Consider the following 19,622-nt stretch of genomic DNA (forward strand, 5'->3'; position numbering starts at 1 on the left):
ATGATGTGCGGATGCTCTATGCGGTCATTCCGGCAGGTGGCAGTGGCACGAGGTTGTGGCCGTTGTCCCGCGCCGGTCATCCCAAGTTCCTCCATCCGCTGACCGGCTCCAACGCGTCGCTGCTCCAGGCGACCGTGGAGCGGCTGGCGCCGCTGGCCACACCGGATCACACCCTTGTGGTCACCGGTGCCGCGCACGTCGCGGCGGTGGCGCGGCAGCTCACCGGGTTGCCCGAGGAGAACATCCTGGTCGAGCCCTCGCCCCGGGACTCCTGCGCGGCGATCGCGCTGGCCGCTGCGGTGATCTCGCTGCGCGACCCGGAGGCGGTGATGGGCAGCTTCGCCGCCGACCACCTGATCGGCGACCCGGAGAGTTGGGTGCGTACGGTCCGGGAGGCGGTCCGCGGAGCCGAGCAGGGCATGCTGATGACGGTCGGGATCACGCCGACCCGTCCGGAGACCGGCTACGGCTACCTGGAGACCGGCGATCCGATCGAGGGCGTTCCGTGGCGCCCGGTGGCCGAGTTCAAGGAGAAGCCGGCCGCCGAGGTCGCCGAGGCGTACGTCCGTTCGGGCCGGCACCTGTGGAACGCGAGCATGTTCGTCTGGCGGGTTGACGTGTTCCTCGAAGAGTTGGCCCGCCAGCAGCCCGCCCTGTACGCCGGGGTCACCGCGATCGCTGCCGCCTGGGGCACACCGGAGCAGGACGACATGCTCGGTACGGTCTGGCCGACGCTGCCGAAGATCTCCGTCGACTACGCGGTGATGGAGGGCGCGGCCACCGCCGGTCGGGTGGCGACCGTGCCGGGCGACTTCGGCTGGAACGATGTCGGCGACTTTCACACCCTCGGTGACGTGCTGCCGGCCGATGCGGCGGGCAACGTGGTGCTCGGCGCGGGCTCCAAGCCGGGTGTGCTGCTGCGGGACAGCGCCAACCTGGTGGTGGTGCCGCAGTCCGGCCGGTTGGTGGCGGTTCTCGGGGTGCGTGACCTGATCGTGGTGGACACACCGGACGCGGTGCTGGTCTGCCCACGCGACCGGGCCCAGGACGTCAAGGCCCTGGTCGACGAGCTCAAGGAGCGGGGCGAAGAGGGCTACGTCTGAGGGCCGCGAGGGCCGGCGCGACCAGTTGCACGGTCCCGCCGGCCAGTGGCTCGGGCAGCCGGTCCGGCGGGAACCACCCCAGCGCCTCGGCCTCGTCGCTGACCTGCTCCACCGCGCCGGGCGGGGCGATCACCGCGAACCGGACGTCGTGGTGCAGCGAGCCGCCCTGGCAGCTCACCGGGTGGATGTCCACGTCGATAGGCACGGGGTCGATGCGCAGGCCGGCGATTCCGGACTCCTCGGTGGCCTCGCGCAGCGCGGCGCCGACCAGGGTCAGGTCGTCGGGCTCGCAGTGCCCGCCGAGCTGCACCCAGCGCCCGAACTTGCCGTGCAGGCAGAGCAGCACCCGCGAGCCGGTGTGGTCCAGCACGAGTGCGCTGGCGGTGACGTGCCCGGGGCGGTGTGGTCGGCTCATCGCGACGGGCCCGGCGGCGAGCAGCGCGAGGGTCCGGTCCCGCGCCTCGGCGGCGGCCGGGCCGGTGGGTCGCCAGCCGTCGAGCAGCGCGGTGGCGTCGGCGTGCAGCGTCGCGTAGGCGCTGGGGTGGGCGGCGGGTCCGGTGAACGCGGTGTCGGGCACCCCGCCACTGTACGAGCGCCTGGTCCGTAGGCTTGCGCGGTGACCCTGCGACTCGTCGAATTCGTGGGACGGCGTCATGATGAGACGACGGATGACCGGACGGCACCTCTGCGGAGCAAGGGCCGCAGACCCTCGTGGTGCCGCCCGATCACCGGTCCTCCCCGGTCCCGCGGTGCCGGGTGCGTGCGAGACGCGCCGGTGCCGTGTACGGGCAACTGGAAGCATGCCGAACCGCCCCGGAGGCGTCGAGGTTTTTCAGCTCTGGCTTAAAGATGGAGATAATTGCCGGCCAGGTAGAGTCGAACGGTCGCCCGGCATCCCTCTGCTGGCGACACGGGAGCACTCCATGCTGAAGATCCACTTTTCCGGCGAGGACATCCTCCGGACCCGGGTGGCGCCGGCGGCGGACCCGGTCTGGGAGTCGGTCCTCAGCCTGCACGTGTTGCAGGGCCGTACCCGCGATCCGCTGACGTCGAACTGGCGGCGCACCGTTGCCCGGCACCTGCGCCAGGACGTCGCCTCCGACCAGCTCCGGCTGCTCTTCGCGCTGAACCCGCCGCGCGGCTACTTCCCCGACTTCCTCACCCCGTACGCGAGTGTCCACGGCTTCGAGGCCGGGCTGGACGCGGTCCGCAGCACTCCCAAGGAGGTGCTGCACCGGGACCTGACCGTGCTGGCCTCCGAGAACCCGCTGCCCTCCTCGGCCTCCGCACTGGCCCGGGGCGACGTGGACGTGCTGCGTCACCTCGCCGAGTCGATGGAGCAGTACCGGTCGCTGGCGATCGGCCCGTACTGGAGCCGGATCCAGTCCGCGGTGGAGGCGGACCGGACCCGACGGGCCCGGGCCCTGCTCGACGGCGGTGTGGGGGGGCTGCTGGCCAGCCTCCGACCGGCGATGCGCTGGGAGGGCGGGGTGCTTGAGGTCCGCGACTACCCGCACAGCCGGGAGCTGCACCTGGACGGCCGGGGGCTGCTGCTGGTGCCGTCGTTCTTCTGCGCGGCTACCCCGGTCGCCCTGCTCGACCCGGCGCTGCCGCCGGTGCTGGTCTATCCGGTGGACCGGTTGGGTGGGTTGGCGCCGGCCGACGGCGCCGCACCGACCGTGCCGGGCTCCGTCCGGGACTCGCTCGCCGCGTTGCTCGGCCGGACCAGGGCGGCGGTGTTGCAGGCCAGCGACGATGGCTGCACCACCGGCGAGGTGGCCCGCCGGCTCAACATCTCACCGGCGGCGGCCAGCCAGCACGCCACCGTGCTGCGCAACGCCGGCCTGCTGGTCAGTCACCGGGAACGCAACACCGTGCTGCACACGTTGACTCCGCTCGGCCGGGCCATGCTGGACGCCTGACCCGGCCAGCCGTCTACAGGGCGAGCGCGGCGCTGGCCGGGCTGCCGGCGGGCGGGGGGAGCAGGGCCGAGCCGATGCCCTCGGCGGCCAGGGCGATGCGCAGCCGGTGCAGGTCGGCGCCGAAGCGGACCAGGTCCATTGGGTCGACCGGGGCCGGTGGTGAACCGAGCACCAGGGCGGTGGCGCCGGCCGGCCAGCCGGGCACCGCGGCGATCAGACCGGCCCGTACCTCCGCCTCGTCGACCAGGGTGAAGACCGTGCCGGGGGCGACCACCCCGGCGACCGCGTCGATCGCTCGCCGGGCGGCGGCCGGGTCGGCCGGCGTGGCGCCGGGCGCGTCGGCCAGGGTGGCGGCGTCGGCCAGCCCTGCGGCCCGGGCCTCGGCGGTGCCGAGCGAGAACAGATCCTGGGCGGCGTCGCGGACCAGCGCGCGCGCGCCAACGGAGTCGTCCGGGCGGGTGGCGGAGAGGTAGCCGCGCACCACCGCGACCGGGACCTGGTCGCACTTGCCCTTGATCAGCTCGCCGGCACCCGCCAGCTCGTCCACCACGGCCATCTGGGTCAGTTGCAGCTCGTTGCCGTACGGGTCCACCTCGCCCCGGTGATCGCGGATGGCCGGCATTCCGGCCACCCCGAGCGCCACGTCGGTCAGCCCGTTGCGCCAGGGGCGGCCCATGGTGTCGGTGATGATCACGGCGAGGTCCAGGTCGTAGCGCTCCTTCAGCGCGGCGCGCAGCGCCCGGGCCGAGGCGTCCGGGTCCACCGGCAGCAGGACCAACCGGGTCTTGTCCACGTTCGACGCGTCGATCCCGGCGGAGGCCATCACGAAGCCGTGGTGGGTCTGCACGATCCGGGTCGGCCCCCGGCTGGCCACCACCCGGGCGGTCTCCCCGGCCAGCACCTCGTCCCGCGCGGTGAGCCGTTCGGGCCCGTCCGCCGGGACGTCGACCAGCCGGCCCTCGGCCTTGGAGACGATCTTGCTGGTGACCACCAGCACGTCGCCGTCGCGCAGCCAGGGCGCGGCGTTGGCGATCAACGCGGCCAGGTCGTCGCCCTCGGTCACGTGGCCGATGCCCAGCACCGGCAGGATCTCCAACCTCACGACAACTCCACCGCGGCGCGGACCATCGCCGCCGTCGCCGCATCGTCGGTCATCCGCAACGGCACCGCGCGGACCGTCACCTCCGGCACCAGCGTGCCCGCGTCCTGCTCGTCCACGAGCCAGCCGTCCAGCAGCCCACCGGCCGTTCGGCCTCCGTAGAGCCGGCCCACGCCGGCCGCGCTGCACTCGACACCGAGAACGGCGAGGCAGCGGTCGGCCATCCCCCGGACCGGCGCACCGCCGATGATCGGCGAGACGCCCACCACCCGGGCGGGCCCGTCGGCCACCGCCTCGCGCAGGCCCGGCACGGCCAGCACCGGTGCGACGCTCACCACCGGGTTGCTCGGCGCGATCAGCACCAGATCCGCCGTGCCGATCGCGTCCAGCACCCCCGGCGCCGGCTTCGCCGTCTCCGCGCCGACGAAGATGAAGCGGTGGGTGGGGATGTCGGCCCGGTACCGCACCCACCACTCCTGGAAGTGGATCGCCTGCTGGCCCTGGTCGCCGTCGACCACAGCATGCGTCTCCAGGCGGTCGTCGGTCGCCGGCAGCAGGCGTACGCCCGGCTCCCAGCGGGTCGCCAGTGCCTCCGTGACCGCGTGCAGCGGGTAGCCGGCGTTGAGCATGGTGCTGCGTACCAGGTGGGTGGCGATGTCCTTGTCGCCGAGGCCGAACCAGGTCGGCTCCGCCCCGTACGCGGCCAGCTCCTCCTTGACCGTCCAGGTCTCCCCGGCTCGGCCCCAGCCCCGCTCGGGGTCGGCGCCGCCGCCGAGGGTGTACATGACGCTGTCCAGGTCGGGACAGATCTTCAACCCGTGCAGCCACAGGTCGTCGCCGACGTTGACCACGGCGGTCACCTCGGCGCCGACCTCGCGGGCGTACGCCCGGACGCCGAGCAGAAACCGGGCGCCGCCGATGCCGCCGGCCAGAACCACGATGCGCATGTCGACCATCCTCGCGCACGTGACGCCTCCGGTCCGCTGGCGGCCCGGGAGCAGTGACTCTAGGGTTGATTTCTTGACTGGAAGTGGCTACAAGTGGGTGTAATGAGCAGCGTTTACCGGATCGGGGGAGTTCGCAAACCGGGTGGGGCGGTCGACGTCGACCATCCGGCGGTGGGAGGCGGAAGGCAAGATCGCCGTCCGTTCCGGCAGGAGCTGGTGCAGGACCTACTGGCGATCGTGCACACCTTCTCCTGCCGCCTGTATGGACTACGCCGCTACGAGAAGCAGCTCACGTCAGTGGACCTGACCGAGGACCCGGCGTGAAGACGACCCGGATCGCCTACTCGCACCGGCTCAACGCTGGCAAGTACGCCGCGCTCGTTGAGCAGGCTCGGCGGCTGGGGCGGGTGCGCTCCGAGGTGTGGCAGCGCTACGCCTCGGTTGGCGGTGCTCGGCTCACCGACCGGCAGGTCCGCGACGGCTGGCTGGCCGACGGCACCCACCGCCAGTTCGGGGTGTTGGCCAACGCGTGGAAGGAGACCGTCCGCGACGCGATGGCCGACATCACGGCGAACTTCGAGGCCGCGAAGGTGCCGGTGCGCAGGGCCATCCGACGCCACACCAGCGACCCTGCCCAGCGTAGGCGGCTGTTCGGTCTGCTCAAAGCTGATCGGTGGGCCGAGGACCCGTATCTGTCGCGGCTGATGCGCTCGCGCTGGCGGCGCGGGCACAACCGCACCCGCGACCAGATCGTGGTGCGCGCCGACCAGCACAACACGCGCGTCGACGCGCGTGGGCGGTTGTGGCTGGCCGTACCCGGCCTCGTGCGACGTCAGCTGGTCCGCATCCCGCTGAACACCACCTTCGTCCCAACGGGCACCTTGCGGCTGATCCTGCGCGGCGACCGGGTGGAGATCCACTACCAGATCGACGCCGCCATGATGAAGACCTCGCAGCGGCCGTGCGGTGAGGCGACAATCGGCGTGGACAAGGGCTACACGGAGGCGCTGACCGACTCCGACGGCAACTACCACGGCGAAGGTCTCGGCCACCTGCTGACCACCGAGTCCGACCGCCTCAAGGAACGCAACCGCCGCCGTGCGAAGGTGCGGTCGGTCGCCAACACCGCCGCCCTGCGTGGCAACCACGCCAAAGCTGACCGGATTGCCCGCAACAACCTGGGCGCGATCAAGCGTGACCGGCAGGCCGGCCGTCACCAGGCGCGGGTGCGCACGGAGATCTTCACCGCCGTGCACCGGGTGGTCGACACCGCCGCCATCGTGGTGGCCGAAGACCTGACGAAGACGTTCGCCGGGCGTAAGCAGTTCGGCAGGAACACCAACCGGCGTCTCGCCGCGTGGACCAAAGGGGTCACCGCCGAGGCACTGACGAACGTGTCGGAGCGCAGAGGTTCTGCGCTCGTGCACGTCAACGCCGCCTACACCTCACAAGTCTGTCACCGCTGCGGCGCTCTCGGGCACCGCAGCGGGGACCGACTTCACTGCACCTCGTGCGGGGTGGTGTGGCAGGCCGACGTGAACGCCGCGATCAACGTCCTGCGACGACATGGTGATCCCGACATCACCCTGCACACCCCGCACCACGTGGTGAAGCAGATCGTGCAGGCGCGGGCCGATCGCCACCGGAGCAGACTGCCGCTCCCGGACTCCAGCCCGGCCCGCCAGGCGGAGAGCGAATCATCCGAAGTGCTCAGCAATGAGCAATGACAAGGAAGCAGACTAGGCTCACGTGCGCCCTGTCCGTCCATGCCCCGAGGGGGAGTTCGTGACCAGCCCCGCCGAGCCCGCGTCCACCGACGCGACGCAGGCCCGCCAGCTGACCAAGCCACTACGGGAACTGGGTGCGCTCGCGCTGCTCGGCGCCAACGCGGTGTTCCTCTTCGTGGGCCTGCTGCGGCTGCTCATCCCGAGCGACTTCAGCGACTTCACCGACCGTTCGGGCAGCGCCTCTTTCACGTTCATCGGCTTCGAGGCGGCGGTCCTGCCGCTGCTGGCCGTGCTGCTGGCCACCCACATCTCGCCGGTGCTGCCGAAGGCGAAGCTGATCACGCAGGTGGCCCTCGGTGAGTACGCGTTCAGCGCGCTGCTCGGCACGCTGACCATGCTGATCTGGATGGTGGGTCGGCTGGCCGAGGCCGAGGTGCTCGACGTGCTGCTCGGCGTACTCACCCGCTTCGCCTGGCTGATGATCTTCGCGGTCGCCGCCTGGGTGGTCTACACGATCTGGCGGAAGCTGTACTACGTGCCCCGGCCGAAGCCGCAGCCGGGCGTCTACGGCCAGCCCCAGCCGGGCTGGCCGCAGCAGCAGGGTGGCTGGCCCGCCCCGGGGCAGCCCGGCGGCCAGCCGGCGGGCGGATGGCCGGCCCCCGGCCAGCCCGGCGGCTACCCGCCGGCGCAGTACCCCGGCCAGTACGGCCAGCCCTCGCCGCCGTTCCAGCCGGCCCCGCAGTCTGCGCCGCCGTTCCCGCAGTCCGCCCCGCCGTTCCCGCAGTCCGCGCCGCCGGCCAACCCCGCCCCACAGTCCGCGCCGCCGATGCCGGCCGCACCGCCGTTCGGGCAGCCGCCGTCGGCCGACCCGACCCAGGCCATCCCGCGCCAGTCCGCCGACGCGACCGAGGCCATCGTCCTCCCCGCTGACGTGGACAGCGACCGTACCCAGCGGATCAACCCGGGCGAGCACCCGGAACAGCCGCGCTGATCAGCCGCGCCGCCCGCGCCTGACCGCGCGGGCCGCGTTGCGCACCAACACCCGCACGCCTCCCGTGACCGACCGCGCCCACCGTGGCCGGACGCGGGAGGCGTGCCCTTTCCCACCCTGCGGGCTGGGACCAGTGGAGCAGCCGGGCGCAGCGCCTAGGCTGAGTGGATGGTTGATCGCACCCACTCCGGTCCGAGCGAGGCGAGTGTGCGGCGGGCCCTGGGCCGGGCCGCGACCGGGCGAGCGCTGGACGTCGACGAGGCGACCGCGCTGCTCTCCGCCCGTGGTGACGCGCTCGACGAGTTGCTCCGGGTGGCCGGTGGGATCCGCGACGCGGGGCTGCGCGACGCCGGCCGGCCCGGCGTGGTCACGTACTCCAAGAAGGTCTTCATCCCGCTGACCCGGCTCTGCCGGGACCGCTGCCACTACTGCACGTTCGCCACCGTGCCGCACCGGTTGCCGGCACCGTTCCTGGACCGCGACGAGGTGCTGGCCATCGCCCGGGCAGGCGCCGCGCAGGGCTGTAAGGAGGCCCTGTTCACCCTCGGTGACCGGCCCGAGGAGCGCTGGCCGGCGGCCCGGACCTGGCTGGACGAGCGTGGCTACGACTCCACCCTGGACTACCTGCGCGCCTGCGCGGTCGCGGTGCTGGAGGAGACCGGGCTGCTGCCGCACCTCAACCCCGGGGTGCTGTCCTGGTCGGAGCTGCAACGGCTCAAGCCGGTCGCGCCGAGCATGGGCATGATGCTGGAGACCACCGCGACCCGGCTCTGGTCCGAGCCGGGCGGCCCGCACTTCGGCTCGCCGGACAAGGAACCGGCGGTCCGGCTGCGGGTGCTCGACGACGCCGGCCGGGTCGGGGTGCCGTTCACCACCGGCATCCTGATCGGCATCGGGGAGACCCAGGCCGAGCGGGTGGACGCACTCTTCGCGATCCGCCGCGCGCACCGGGAGTACGGCCACCTCCAGGAAGTGATCGTGCAGAACTTCCGCGCCAAGCCGGACACGGCGATGCGCGGCATGCCCGACGCGGAGCTGCACGACCTGGCCGCCACGGTGGCGGTGGCCCGGCTGCTGCTCGGCCCGAAGGCCCGGATCCAGGCCCCGCCGAACCTCATCGCCGGGGAGTACGGCCTGCTGCTGCGGGCCGGCATCGACGACTGGGGCGGCGTTTCCCCGCTCACCCCGGACCACGTCAACCCGGAGCGTCCCTGGCCGCAGATCGAGGAGCTGGCCCGGCACACCGAGCTGGCCGGGTTCACCCTGCGCGAGCGGTTGACCATCTACCCCGAGTACGTGCGCGCCGGTGACCCGTGGCTCGACCCGCGGCTGCTGCCGCACGTCAGCGCGCTGGCCGATCCGGCGACCGGGTTGGCGGTCGAGTCGGCCCGGCCGCAGGGCCGCCCGTGGCAGGAGCCGGAGGAGGTGTTCGGCGGGCGGACCGACCTGCATGCCACCATCGACACCACCGGTCGGACGGACGACCGGCGTGGCGACTTCGACAGCGTCTACGGGGACTGGGCGGAGGTCGCCACGAAGGTGACCGCCGGGCCGAGCGCCCTCGCCGGCGACCACGACCTGCGGGCCGGGCTGCGGCTGGCCGCCGACGACCCGGCCGCGCTGCTGGAGCCCCGGCACACCGATGCCGCGCTGGCCCTGTTCGGCGCGGACGGGCCGGCGCTCGACGAGTTGTGCCGGCTCGCCGACGAGGCGCGTCAGGGTGCGGTCGGCGACGACGTCACGTACGTGGTCAACCGCAACATCAACTTCAGCAACGTCTGCTACGTCGGCTGTCGGTTCTGTGCCTTCGCTCAGCGCGAGCGGGACGCCGACGCGTACCGGCTCTCCGTCGATCAGGTGGCCGACCGGGCCGAGGAGGCGTGGGCGGCCGGCGCCAGCGAGGTCTGCCTCCAGGGCGGCATCGACCCGAAGATGCCGGTCACCGGGTACGCCGACATCGTGCGCGCGATCAAGGCCCGGGTGCCGGAGATGCACGTGCACGCGTTCTCCCCGATGGAGATCGTCACGGCCGCGGCGAAGGCGGGCGTGCCGGTGCGCGAGTGGCTGACCCAGCTGCGCGAGGCCGGGCTGGACACCATCCCGGGCACCGCCGCGGAGATCCTCGACGACGACGTGCGCTGGGTGTTGACCAAGGGCAAGCTGCCGGCCGCCGCCTGGGTCGACGTGGTCAGCACCGCCCACGAGCTGGGCATTCGGTCCAGCTCCACGATGATGTACGGCCACGTCGACCATCCCGGGCAGTGGCTGGCGCACTTCCGGGTGCTGGCCGGTGTGCAGGACCGCACCGGTGGCTTCACCGAGTTCGTCGCGCTGCCGTTCGTGCACACCAACGCCCCGATCTACCTCGCCGGCATCGCCCGGCCGGGGCCGACCTGGCGGGAGAACCGGGTGGTGCACGCGATGTCCCGGCTGCTGCTGCACGGCCGGATCGACAACATCCAGTGCTCCTGGGTGAAGCTGGGCGACGAGGGCACGGTGGCGATGCTCCGGGGCGGTTGCAACGACCTGGGCGGCACGCTGATGGAGGAGACCATCTCCCGGATGGCCGGCTCGGACAACGGCTCGGCGCGGACCGAGGAGCAGTTGCGGGCCATCGCCACGGCGGCCGGTCGCCCGGCGCGCAAGCGCACGACCGCGTACGGTCACGTCCGGCCCTGAGGTCGAACCTTTTCCCGCCGCCGGCCGTACCAAGCGGTGCCGGCGGCGGTCGCGGCGAGGACCGCCGCCGGTGTCCCTGGGGCCCGGCGGCGTCGGTAGGCGGCGCGGGACCCGTCCGTCCCATCGGGCGCGTTGGCGCCGCCGCCGAAAGGTTGCCCATGACCAGTGATCAGCGGAAGCGGCCCTGGCCGCGACTGACCCGCCGGCAGACGTTGACCGCCGCGGCCAGCGCCACCCTCGGCGCCGCCGCGCTCACCGTGCCGGGCCTGTCAGCCGCACAGAACGCGCCGGGCGCGGCCGGCCGGGCCGACGACCCGATCGTCGTGCACCTGCGGGACGCCGCCTCCGGAACGATGGACATCTTCGTCGGTGAGTCCCGGATCGAGGTACGCGACCGCGGCCTGGCGGACCGGCTGCGGCGCGCCGCCCGGCGCTGACCCGACGCTCCGCCCGCCACCCTGTCCCCGCCCAGTGAGGTTGGTCCGCCATGTCTTCCCACCGCGAGGCCCCGGAAATAGCCAAGGATCCGGTCGCCGACAGCTCCGACCTGTACGCGTTCGTCAGCCCCGACAAGCCCGACTCGGTCACGCTGATTGCCAACTACGTGCCGTTGCAGCTCCCCTCCGGGGGCCCGAACTTCTTCGAGTTCGGTGACGACGTGCGCTACGAGATCCATATTGACAACGACGGCGATGGTCGTCCGGATGTCACCTACCGGTTCGAATTCACGACCGAGATCACGAATCCGAACAGTTTTCTTTACAACACCGGCCCGATCGATTCGCTGGACAGCGAGAACTGGAACCGGCGGCAGTTCTACAGCCTGACCCGGGTGGCCGACGGCCGGGAGCATCGGCTGGCGCACAAGTTGCCCTGCCCGCCGTGCAACGTCGGCCCGCTCTCCACTCCGAAGTACGCCGAACTGGTCCGACAGGCCACCTACTCGCTCTCCACCGGGGAGCGGGTCTTCGCCGGGCAACGCGCGGACGGCTTCTTCGTCGACCTGGGGGCGATCTTCGACCTCGGCACGCTGCGGCCGTTCCAGCAACTGCACGTGGCCGGCAAGAAGATCTTCAAGGCCGAGGGGGAGCCGGTCAACGCCACCGACCGGATGAACGTGCACAGCATCGCCGTGCAGGTGCCGCTGAGCCGCGTGCGCCGGCGCGCCAACCGGTACGGCGCGGCCGACCGGGCGTCGGTGATCGGGGTGTGGACGTCGGCGTCCCGCCGGCAGGTCCGGGTGCTCGGCGACAGAGGGGCCGCGGACACCGCGACCGGCCCGTTCACCCAGGTCTCCCGGCTCGGGAATCCGCTGTTCAACGAGGTCATCGTGCCGATGTCCAAGAAGGACCTGTGGAACTCGCTGCCGCCGTCGGAGGACAAGCGGTTCGCGCAGTTCGTCGAGCAACCCGAGCTGGCGGCGCTGCTGCCGGCGCTCTACCCGGACGTCTTTCCCAACCTGGACAAGCTCACCAAGGCCAAGAAGGCCCGCGCGGACCTGGTGGCGATCCTGCTCACCGGCGTGCCGGCCGGGCTGATCGACGGCTTCACCAACGCCACCGGGGATGTGCAGGCCGACATGCTGCGGCTGAACACCGCGATCCCGCCCAGTCGGCAGCCGGACCGGTTCGGCGTGCTCGGCGGTGACCTGGCCGGCTTCCCGAACGGGCGAAGGGTCGGCGACGACGTGGTGAGCATCGCGCTGCGGGCGATCGCCGGGTTGACCGTCCCGCTGGTGGACAGGACCTTCCGTCCGGACGCGGCGACCGCCGCGCTCACCCCGGGGCTGAGCGCCGCCGACGTGAGTGCCCCGTTCCTCGGGAACTTCCCCTACCTGGGTACGCCGTACGGCGGGTTCAACAACCCGTCGGCGTCGTCCTGAGCGGCGCGGGGGAGCAGCGGATGCACGAGCACGCGTACGGGCCGTCGGAGACCGGGAGCGTCGTCCTCGATCTGGGCGGCGAGACCGGAGCCCTCATCGTCTACACCGGTCAGGATCTGCTCGGCCGCGAGATCGAGATCAGCCGGGACGGTGCGCAGCGGACACATTCGGCGGTGCGGGAACGCCGGGTGCGGGACGGGTCGTTCCACACGGCGGTCTACCCCGATCTGCCGGCCGCCATCTATACCGTCTGGTGGGACGACGATGTACGAGTCGGGACGGTTTCTGTCCACGGTGGAGGGATAGCTGAGTTCGTGTGGCCGAGCAGGGATTTCGGGGCGACCGGCTGACCCCACGACACATTTTATCCGCTGCGCCCCGTCCACATTGTGGGCGGGGCGCGAGCGGTGTCCATGGCTCGACGGGCGGTCTGGGCCATGCCGCGTTAACCTGTCTCCCACCAAGATCAGCTTTTGTGGAGGGGGTCATTCGGTGTTCCTGGCGGCGTCGTGGTGGCGAGCCGTCGTGGGAGCGCCACGGCAGAAAAGTCGGGCAACTCGCCGGAGAGGGCGTTACTCGGCCGGGGTCTGAATCGATAGGGCAGGTTGCGAGGCTGGACGGTCCGAGTGTCCGGCCGGGTGTGTCGGGAGGGCGACTCCATTATCAAGTTTGGCTTGACGGCGCACGCATTACACGCGTGTAATTTGAATGGGGTTGTTCGCGCGGAACGCAACAAACGGGACCGGACGGACAAGCACGCCTTTCGCGTGGGGGGTTGCAGCGGCGATGACGCCGGTGCGCGACAAGGAGGCATTTGATGGACGGCCAGCTTGAGGTGGCCGACCTGCTCGGAAACGCGCCGGAGTGGCAGGAGCGGGCGCTGTGCTCGCAGACCGACCCCGAGGCGTTTTTTCCCGAGAAGGGCGGCTCGACCCGCGAGGCGAAGCGGATCTGCTCGCGCTGCGAGGTCAAGACCGAATGCCTCGAATACGCTCTCGGTCACGACGAGCGGTTCGGCATCTGGGGTGGGCTCTCGGAGCGGGAGCGGCGCAAGTTGAAGCGGCGGGTCGCCTGAGCGGTTTCGGGTCGGGGCGGTGGGGGCCGCCCGGCTCGCCCGTGCGGGGACGGCTCAGGCCAACTCGTCGGGGTCGACCCCGAGCAGGTTAGCTACCTGCTCGATGATCACATCATGCACGAGGTCGGCGAGGTCCTCGCGGTCCATCGCCCGGAATTCCAGGGGTCGCCGGTACAACACGATCCGCGGCGGCACCTCCTGCCGGCCCGGGCGGCCGGGCAGCAGCCGGGCCAGCGGGACCTCGCCGTCCTCCAGCACGTCGGAGTCGTAGACGTTCAGGTCCGGCGGGACGTCCTCGACCGCGAACTCGACGCCGGCCAGCTCCTTGGCGAAGCGGCGCTCCAGCGTCTCGACGGTGTCCAGGACCAGGTCGTCGAAGACCTCCGCCTTGGTCCGCGCCAGTGGCACGGTTGCCGGCACCAGCCGCCCGCGCAGGCCGCGTCCATGCCGGTCGCGGTGAGCGCGCCGGCCGGAGCCGGGGCGGCGGTGTTCCGGGCTCGTCATGAGGCAAAGGGTAGCGCCCGCGTCGGGCTGGCCAGCGGCAGCGCCGCTCCCGTGGCGCGGCGCGACGGGAGCGGCGGAATGTGATCACCACGACGGGCGTGTCGCAACGCGAAGCGGTGCGCCGGACCCGGTAATGGAGATACCCTGCCGCCGTGAGGTCACCACGGCGCTGCTCCCGTAACGGCTGCCCCCGGCAAGCGGTCGCCACGTTGACCTATGTCTACAACGAGTCGACAGCGGTGGTGGGTCCGCTGGCGGCCTTCGCCGAGCCGCACACGTACGACCTGTGTGAGCAGCACGCCCGCAGCCTGACCGCGCCACGGGGCTGGGACGTGGTCCGGCACGAGGGCGAGTTCGAGCCGCCGCCGCCCACCACCGACGACCTGGTCGCGCTGGCCGAGGCGGTCCGCGAGGCCGCCCGCCCGGCCCCCCGCCCCCCATCGGACGACCAGCACCACGAAAACCCCCACCAAACCGGCCGCCGAGGCCACCTCCGCGTAATCCCCCCCAACCACTAACCCCCACCCTCCCGGCCTCCCGGCCTCCGCCCGGCCGTTTCTCGCCGGTGATCATGAAGTTATTGCCACTCGCCTCGGCGCGTCGTGGCAACAACGTCATGATCATCGGGGCTGAGGGGGCAGGGCGGGGTTGCTAACTGCTTGTTGTGGGGTGTCCATGCGTGACTGTTAGGTGCTTTTAGTGTTGTTTGATCCTTGTTGTGATTCTGACGGAATGGGCAAGGCGCAAGGTGTTGCACCGCGTACTGCGTATCGCTGGTTCCGTGAGGGCACGTTGCCGGTCCCTGCGCGACGGGTGGGGCCGCGCACGATCCTGGTGAACATCGAAGCGAACACCGTGCCGGAAACGGTCGGTGGTGTCGGGTTGTATGCCCGTGTTTCCTCGCATGGCCAGAAGGACGATCTGGAGCGGCAGACCGCCCGCTTGGCCCGGTGGGCAGCGCAGGCTGGTCACCGTGTCGTCCGTGTGGAGTCGGAGATCGGCTCCGGGATGAACGGTGGCCGTTCCAAGGCCCGTCGGCTGCTGGCCGACCCGCAGGTGAGCATCGTGGTGGTGGAGCACAAGGACCGGCTGGGCCGGATGAATGTGGAGCTGGTCGAAGCCAGGCTCGCCGCCCACGGCCGTCGTCTCGTCGTCTTGGACGAAGGTGAAGTCGAAGACGACTTGGTGCGGGACATGGTGGAGATACTGACCTCGTTCTGCGCCCGCTTGTATGGCCGCCGGTCTGCGAAGAACCGGGCGAAGGCCGCATTGGAGGCCGCGGCGCGTGCCTGACCTGCGTGATATCGCCCGGCCGTTCGTCGCCGACCCCGCCATGGGTGTGTGCATACGCGACCGGCTCAAGGGCCTCACTGCGGAGGACGACAAGATCCTGCGTCTGGTCGGTGAACACCTGGGATCGCTCGCCTCCCGGGACCTGGCGCAGCGTTGCCGCGACGGCCTCGAGCATTCCACCGACACCTGGGCACACCGGAAGCGGGAGCTCACCGGCGAATCGTCGTCCCGCTGGGCCGGGAGCATCACCAAGGCCACGCACGACCAGTGGGGCCTGTCCCGCCGCGCTCAGTGGGCTCACATCGAGTCTCTGCGGGCTGGTATCCGCATGCTGCGGCACCGCCTGTCCCTGCCGATCGGCGAGAAAGGCAGCCGGGGCAAGCCCGGCGGCTACCGGTGCGAGCACGAGTGGTTCCACAAGTCCCGCCGCCTGGCACACCTGGAGCGCCAGCGCGAGCGCGTACTGGCCGAGCGCGACGCCGGTCAGGTCCGCGTAGTGCGCGGCGGCCAAAAGCTGCTCAAGACGCGGCACAACCTCGCCGCTGCCAATCTGACCGAGGACCAGTGGCGGGAACGCTGGGAGGCGCAGCGCTGGTTCCTCGGTGCCGATGGCGAGTCCGGGAAGCGGTACGGCAACGAAACGATCCGCGTCACGCCCGAGGGCGAAGTATCGATCAAGCTGCCCGCGCCGCTGACGCACCTGGCGAACGCCAAGCACGGCCGGTATGTGCTGGCCGCCCGTGTCAGCTTCCCGCACCGGGGCGTGCAGTGGCGCGACCGGATCGAGGTCAACCGGGCGGTCGCCTACCGCATCCATCTGGATGTGACCAAGAGCCGCTGGTACCTCGATGCGTCCTGGCAGCGCAAGGATCTCCCGATCGTGCCGATCCAGACCCTGCGCTCGGGCGAGATCATCGGCGTGGACATGAACGCCGACCACCTCGCTGCCTGGCGACTCGACATCCACGGCAACCCGATCGGCCAGCCCCGCACCTTCGAGTACCAGTTGCGCGGGACAGCCGAGCGGCGCGACGCCCAGATCCGGCACGCCATCACCCGGCTGCTGCACTGGGCCAAGCACACCGGCTGCCGAGCCATCGCCATCGAAGACCTGGACTTCACCGATTCCAAGACCCGGGAGAAGCACGGCCGTAAGCGCCGCTTCCGGCAACTCATCAACGGCATGCCCACCGGCAAGCTGCGTGCCCGTCTGCTGGCGATGACCGCCGAGGCGGACATCAGCATCATCGCCGTGGACCCGGCCTACACCAGCATGTGGGGCGCCGAGCACTGGCAAAAGCCCCTGACCACCAAGAAACGCGCCACCACCCGCCACCAGACGGCCAGCGTGGCGATCGCACGACGCGCCCTCGGACACCGGATCAGGCGACGGACGGCACCGCCCCGCCAGCACCAGAGCGACGCTGGCGGGCATCGGACCGCCCAGGCCCGACCCGGTGGACGGGGACGTGAGGGAACCCGCCCTCCTCAGACCGGACCACGGACACGATCCGTGCCGCCGACCGCGGGAGCGAACGCGGGGGACCAGCCCATCCAAGACCGTTCGGGATGGACGCAGTGTCAGTTTGATCTTCATGGTCACTTCTGACCACTGTTCAGGAACGGTTAGTTGCCTAGGAGGCGGGAGAAGGTGGTGGCTCGGCGGGACGGGCGATTGGTGCGGGATTCCGCTGCGTCGGCGCTGGTCATGAGTCGTAGGCCGGCGTTGACCGCCAGCCAGCGCAGGGGCTCCGGCTCCCAGCGGGGGGAGCGGTGGTTGACCCAGGGCAGGGTGGTCAGCCCGGTGCGCTCGCCACGGATCAGGTCCGCCAGGGTGCGGCCGGCGAGGTTGCTGGAGCCCACCCCGTCCCCGACGTAGCCGCCCGCCCAGGCCAGGCCGCTGGCCCGGTCGAAGCCGACCGAGGCGGCCCAGTCCCGGGCCACCCCGAGCGGCCCGCCCCAGGTGTGCGTCACCGGCACGTCCGGGCCGAGCACCGGGAAGAGCTCCCCGAGCGTCCGTCGTAGCGCGGCGAAGACCCGTGGCTCCCGGTCGTAGTCGGGGGAGACCCGGGACCCGAAATGGTACGGAGCACCGCGCCCGCCGAACGCCAGCCGACCGTCGGCGGTGCGCTGGCCGTAGATGATCACGTGTCGGTGGTCGGAGAACGTCTCGCGCTGGGCCAGCCCGATCCGTGCCCAGGTCTCCGTCGGCAGCGGTTCGGTGGCCACCATCAGCGAGTACACCGGTGCCACGGCCCGCCGCTGCCCGGGCAGCGTGGGCGTGTACCCCTCGGTCGCCCGGACCACCACCGGCGCCCGTACCGTGCCGGCGGCGGTGACCGCCGCGCCGGCCCGGATCGCGGTGACCGGGGTGCGCTCGTGGATGGTCACCCCGAGTCGTTCCACCACCCGGGCCAGGCCACGGACCAGCTTCGCCGGGTGCACGGTCGCGCAGTGCGGGGTGTACGTCCCACCGCGTACCCCCTCGGCGGCGCAGCGGGCGGCGGCCTCGCTGGCGTCGAGCAGCGCCAGGTGCTCCGCGCCGAAGCCGAAGGCGCGGGCCTCGTCCACGGCGGCCCGCGCGCGGACGAGTTGCGGGCCGGTGCGGGCCAGGGTGACCGTGCCGCCGTCGGCCCAGTCGCAGTCGATGCCCTCCGCCGCGACCACCCGACCCACCTCGCGGACCGTTTCGTGCAGGGCCTGCTGCATGGCGACCGCTGCGTCCCGTCCGTGCCGGCGGGCCAGCCCGGTCAGGGAGGTGGGGAAGAGCGCCGAGCACCAGCCGCCGTTGCGACCGGACGCCCCGTACCCGGCGATCTCCTTCTCCAGCACGATGATCCGGAGCCCAGGCTCGGCCCGGGCCAGGTGGTACGCCGTCCACAGCCCGGTGTAGCCGGCGCCCACGATCACCACGTCGGCGTCCGTGTCGCCGGGCAGCGTCGGTCGCGGGGTCAGCGACTCGTCCACGGCGGACAGCCAGTGCGACAGCTCCCGATAGCGGGGCATCCCGGCCGGATCGCCGGTCAGAGTCGTGCCCATGCCTCGGTGAGCACCGTGCGCAGGATCTGCTCGATCTCGTCGAAGTGCTGCTGCTCGGCGATCAGCGGCGGGGCGAGCTGCACGACGGGGTCGCCCCGGTCGTCGGCCCGGCAGTAGAGCCCGGCCTGGAACAGTGCCGTGGACAGGAAGCCGCGCAGCAGCCGCTCCGACTCGGCCTCGTCGAAGGTCTCCCGGGTCGTCTTGTCCTTGACCAGTTCGATGCCGTAGAAGTAGCCGTCGCCGCGAACGTCGCCAACGATCGGCAGGTCGTACAGCTTCTCCAGGGTGGATCGGAAGGCGTCCTCGTTGGCCCGTACGTGCCCGATCAGGTCCTCGCGGGCGAAGACCTCCAGGTTGGCCAGGGCCACCGCGCAGGACACCGGGTGGCCACCGAAGGTCACCCCGTGGGCGAACATCCCGGTCTCGGTGAGGAACGGCTCCATCAACCGGTCGCTGGCGATCATCGCGCCGAGTGGGGCGTACCCGGAGGTGATGCCCTTGGCGGTGGTGATGATGTCCGGCTGGTAGCCGTAGCGCACGGCGCCGAAGTATTCGCCGAGCCGCCCCCAGGAGCAGATCACCTCGTCGGAGACGAGCAGCACGTCGTACGCGTCGCAGATCTCCCGGACCCGCTCGAAGTAGCCGGGCGGGGGTGGGAAGCAGCCGCCGGAGTTCTGCACCGGCTCCAGGAAGACCGCGGCGACAGTGTCCGGCCCTTCCCGCTCGATGGCCCGGCCGATCTCGTCGGCGGCCCAGCGGCCGAACGCCTCGGGCGAGTCGCCGTGCTCTGGGGCGCGGTAGAAGTTGGTGTTCGGCACCTTGATCGCGCCGGGCACCAGCGGCTCGAAGTCGCTTTTGATGCCGGGCAGGCCGGTGATCGACAGCGCGCCCATCGAGGTGCCGTGGTAGGCGATGTACCGGCTGATCACCTTGTACTTGTTGGGTTGGCCGGTGCGCTTGAAGTAGGCCCGGGCGAGCTTCCACGCGGCCTCGACGGCCTCGGAGCCGCCGGTGGTGAAGAAGACCCGGTTCAGGTCGCCGGGGGCGAGCGTGGCGATCTTCTCGGCCAGCTCGACGGCCTTGGGGTGGGCGTACGACCAGAGCGGGAAGTACGCCAGCTCACCGGCCTGCTTCGCGGCTGCCTCGGCCAGCTCGGTGCGGCCGTGGCCGGCGTTGACGACGAAGAGCCCGGCGAGCCCGTCCAGATAGCGGCGACCCTGGGCGTCCCACACGTATGCGCCCTCGCCGCGCACGATGGTCGGCACCTCGCCGGCGGAGTAGCTCGCCATCCGGGTGAAGTGCATCCACAGGTGGTCGGTGGCGTTGGCCATGTCAGCCCCATCGGTTCGTCGGGCCGGTCA

Annotated in this window: 18 protein-coding genes and 1 pseudogene; 13 read left to right on the forward strand and 6 right to left on the reverse strand. The window is 71.5% G+C overall.

Translation table 11 applies throughout. The annotated features are described in order from the left end of the window. Nucleotides 1-11: 11 nt before the first annotated feature. A complete protein-coding gene (locus OG470_RS12030) occupies nt 12-1,103 on the forward strand; it encodes a mannose-1-phosphate guanylyltransferase (RefSeq protein ID WP_328423675.1) in 1,092 nt (363 codons plus the stop codon). Here OG470_RS12030 and OG470_RS12035 read toward each other — a convergent pair. Continuing rightward, nucleotides 1,072-1,680, reverse strand: coding sequence for an NUDIX hydrolase (locus OG470_RS12035; RefSeq protein ID WP_328423677.1), 609 nt, complete (start codon nt 1,678-1,680; stop codon nt 1,072-1,074). The genes OG470_RS12030 and OG470_RS12035 overlap by 32 nt on opposite strands. A gap of 346 nt (nt 1,681-2,026) precedes the next feature. Between OG470_RS12035 and OG470_RS12040 the strand changes: the two genes are divergently transcribed. Further along, entirely contained in the window at nt 2,027-3,025 is a 999-nt protein-coding gene (locus OG470_RS12040; protein WP_328423679.1) for a winged helix-turn-helix domain-containing protein, read from the forward strand. A gap of 13 nt (nt 3,026-3,038) precedes the next feature. On the opposite strand, the gene OG470_RS12045 is transcribed toward OG470_RS12040, so the two are convergent. Next, nucleotides 3,039-4,127, reverse strand: a complete 1,089-nt coding sequence (locus OG470_RS12045; protein WP_328423680.1) for a coenzyme F420-0:L-glutamate ligase — start codon at nt 4,125-4,127, stop codon at nt 3,039-3,041. Continuing rightward, nucleotides 4,124-5,071: a 2-phospho-L-lactate transferase gene (cofD, locus tag OG470_RS12050; RefSeq protein ID WP_328423681.1), complete on the reverse strand. Its 948-nt coding sequence runs from the start codon at nt 5,069-5,071 to the stop codon at nt 4,124-4,126. Before cofD ends, OG470_RS12045 begins: the two co-directional genes overlap by 4 nt. 102 nt (nt 5,072-5,173) lie before the next feature. Here cofD and OG470_RS12055 point away from each other — a divergent pair, with 102 nt between their 5' ends. The 8 genes from OG470_RS12055 to OG470_RS12090 all read left to right on the forward strand — a co-directional run bounded on the left by OG470_RS12055 (nt 5,174) and on the right by OG470_RS12090 (nt 13,425). Further along, nucleotides 5,174-5,395: a hypothetical protein gene (locus tag OG470_RS12055; protein ID WP_328426884.1), complete on the forward strand. Its 222-nt coding sequence runs from the start codon at nt 5,174-5,176 to the stop codon at nt 5,393-5,395. Further along, nucleotides 5,392-6,798: a transposase gene (locus OG470_RS12060; protein ID WP_328423682.1), complete on the forward strand. Its 1,407-nt coding sequence runs from the start codon at nt 5,392-5,394 to the stop codon at nt 6,796-6,798. Before OG470_RS12055 ends, OG470_RS12060 begins: the two co-directional genes overlap by 4 nt. Nucleotides 6,799-6,856: 58 nt before the next feature. After that, nucleotides 6,857-7,789, forward strand: coding sequence for a hypothetical protein (locus OG470_RS12065; protein ID WP_328423684.1), 933 nt, complete (start codon nt 6,857-6,859; stop codon nt 7,787-7,789). Nucleotides 7,790-7,957: 168 nt separating this feature from the next. Next, a complete protein-coding gene (locus OG470_RS12070) occupies nt 7,958-10,468 on the forward strand; it encodes a bifunctional FO biosynthesis protein CofGH (protein WP_328423686.1) in 2,511 nt (836 codons plus the stop codon). 158 nt (nt 10,469-10,626) lie between these two features. Then, a complete protein-coding gene (locus OG470_RS12075) occupies nt 10,627-10,905 on the forward strand; it encodes a hypothetical protein (RefSeq protein ID WP_328423687.1) in 279 nt (92 codons plus the stop codon). 50 nt (nt 10,906-10,955) lie between these two features. Next, nucleotides 10,956-12,350 (forward strand): DUF4331 domain-containing protein, encoded by a 1,395-nt coding sequence (locus OG470_RS12080; protein ID WP_328423689.1) that lies wholly within the window; start codon nt 10,956-10,958, stop codon nt 12,348-12,350. A 20-nt stretch (nt 12,351-12,370) separates the two neighbouring features. Continuing rightward, the gene (locus OG470_RS12085; RefSeq protein ID WP_328423691.1) at nt 12,371-12,700 is read left to right on the forward strand and encodes a phospholipase; all 330 of its coding nucleotides are present in this window, start codon (nt 12,371-12,373) and stop codon (nt 12,698-12,700) included. 467 nt (nt 12,701-13,167) lie between these two features. Beyond that, nucleotides 13,168-13,425, forward strand: a complete 258-nt coding sequence (locus OG470_RS12090) for a WhiB family transcriptional regulator (protein ID WP_088980572.1) — start codon at nt 13,168-13,170, stop codon at nt 13,423-13,425. 54 nt (nt 13,426-13,479) lie between these two features. On the opposite strand, the gene OG470_RS12095 is transcribed toward OG470_RS12090, so the two are convergent. Next, on the reverse strand, nt 13,480-13,929 hold the full coding sequence (locus OG470_RS12095; protein ID WP_074316962.1) for a metallopeptidase family protein: 450 nt from the start codon (nt 13,927-13,929) through the stop codon (nt 13,480-13,482). A 152-nt stretch (nt 13,930-14,081) separates the two neighbouring features. Here OG470_RS12095 and OG470_RS12100 point away from each other — a divergent pair, with 152 nt between their 5' ends. From OG470_RS12100 to OG470_RS12110, 3 genes and pseudogenes are all read left to right on the forward strand, one after another. Continuing rightward, nucleotides 14,082-14,447, forward strand: a complete 366-nt coding sequence (locus tag OG470_RS12100) for a DUF3499 domain-containing protein (protein WP_328423703.1) — start codon at nt 14,082-14,084, stop codon at nt 14,445-14,447. Between the two features lie 200 nt (nt 14,448-14,647). After that, nucleotides 14,648-15,222, forward strand: a pseudogene (locus OG470_RS12105) (IS607 family transposase). After that, nucleotides 15,161-16,831: a hypothetical protein gene (locus OG470_RS12110; protein ID WP_328423705.1), complete on the forward strand. Its 1,671-nt coding sequence runs from the start codon at nt 15,161-15,163 to the stop codon at nt 16,829-16,831. The pseudogene OG470_RS12105 and the gene OG470_RS12110 overlap by 62 nt, the downstream one beginning before the upstream one ends. Nucleotides 16,832-16,848: 17 nt before the next feature. On the opposite strand, the gene OG470_RS12115 is transcribed toward OG470_RS12110, so the two are convergent. After that, nucleotides 16,849-18,228 carry an NAD(P)/FAD-dependent oxidoreductase gene (locus OG470_RS12115; protein WP_328426321.1) on the reverse strand — a complete coding sequence of 460 codons (1,380 nt, stop codon included), beginning with the start codon at nt 18,226-18,228 and terminating at the stop codon, nt 16,849-16,851. 17 nt (nt 18,229-18,245) lie between these two features. Further along, complete coding sequence (locus OG470_RS12120) at nt 18,246-19,592, reverse strand: aspartate aminotransferase family protein (protein ID WP_328423707.1); 1,347 nt, start codon at nt 19,590-19,592, stop codon at nt 18,246-18,248. Between the last annotated feature and the right edge of the window lie 30 nt (nt 19,593-19,622).

Origin of the sequence: Micromonospora sp. NBC_00389, from assembly GCF_036059255.1 — a bacterium.
Classification (GTDB): domain Bacteria; phylum Actinomycetota; class Actinomycetes; order Mycobacteriales; family Micromonosporaceae; genus Micromonospora.